Here is a 1065-nt window from a genome sequence, read left to right as displayed (position 1 = left end):
GCGTCGGCATCCGCATCGGCGTCAGCATCCGCGTCAGCGTCGGCATCTGCATCCGCATCAGCGTCGGCATCACCGTCACTGCCGCCGCCTGCTGCCAGAGCTGCAAGACCGAGCCCACCGAAAACGGCAGCAGCAACGCCCTCTTCTGAGAATCCCATGCCCAAACCGGCCGCGGTCGCAGGATCACCCGTAACGCCGCTGGGCGTTCCATCACCAAAAACTAAACTGTGAAGAGACTGGTTCTCTGCAAAAGTATAAAAGTCGTTCACAACAATCTGATCACCACTCTTAAGATCAATGATCAAATTGTCTCCGCTTTTAGAGTAACGCAGCACTTCGTCCCGCATCACGTCGATTTTGACACTAATTTCAGGACCGGCCTGAATGGAGGTGGTTACCATCGTTCATCTCTCCCAATTTCCCAAAGGCTTATGAGCCCACCAAGTACACTATATCTTATGGCTGTATATTAAAACTAAAGTATATTATCTAGAGATTTTTAATGATCTTTAGGACTATTTCCACCGCCTGCTCACAGGTGAGGCATATCTCAGCCGCAGCACGTTAAGCGCCTATAAACGCGCCACGAAAACAAATCTCAGGCTGAATTCTGCTTAGGTGTGAGTGGGCTACATTGGATTAATTTGTTCTGTTCCAACGCAACCTGCTTCAACGCATGCGCTGTTGCGCGAAAACCAGAAGATTGTGCAATCAAGCTTGCGTATAGGGCCTCAGTCACCAAATCTCTTGATTCGGGGCTCAAAATCTCTAAGCGGTCTTGATTATCATTCATAATGTGTTCGCTTTGCTCAAGTAAGGAGAGAGGCAGATCATGCTGGGTGAGTGGTGATGGGGTGACATAACCCGCCTCTCAGGTAGTAGAACGCCGCGTTACCGAGGCGTTCCATTTCGGAGCAGCTCGTTGGGCTAACTGCTCCTACGCGCTCCTGTCAGCTGTCAGCCGAAGCGCGATTTCAGGATGTCTTGCGCCCTCGACATCCGTCTTGGTTGCGATCGGGCCGCGTGTGCCGCCCGATCCCATGGTGTCATCGTCCCTTAGAGGGC

General features: G+C 51.8%; 1 protein-coding gene. It reads right to left on the bottom strand.

Annotation, left to right across the window (positions count from 1 at the left end; genetic code table 11):
- A partial coding sequence (locus BLT54_RS22735; protein WP_176832953.1) for a BapA/Bap/LapF family prefix-like domain-containing protein occupies nt 1–401 on the bottom strand: 401 nt, incomplete at its 3' end.
- Nucleotides 402–1065 lie beyond the last annotated feature (664 nt).

Origin of the sequence: Celeribacter baekdonensis (assembly GCF_900102315.1) — a bacterium.
Classification (GTDB): Bacteria; Pseudomonadota; Alphaproteobacteria; order Rhodobacterales; family Rhodobacteraceae; genus Celeribacter; species Celeribacter baekdonensis.
The sequence above is the reverse complement of the archived record's forward strand: the minus strand, read 5'-3'. Positions and strand labels throughout refer to the sequence as shown.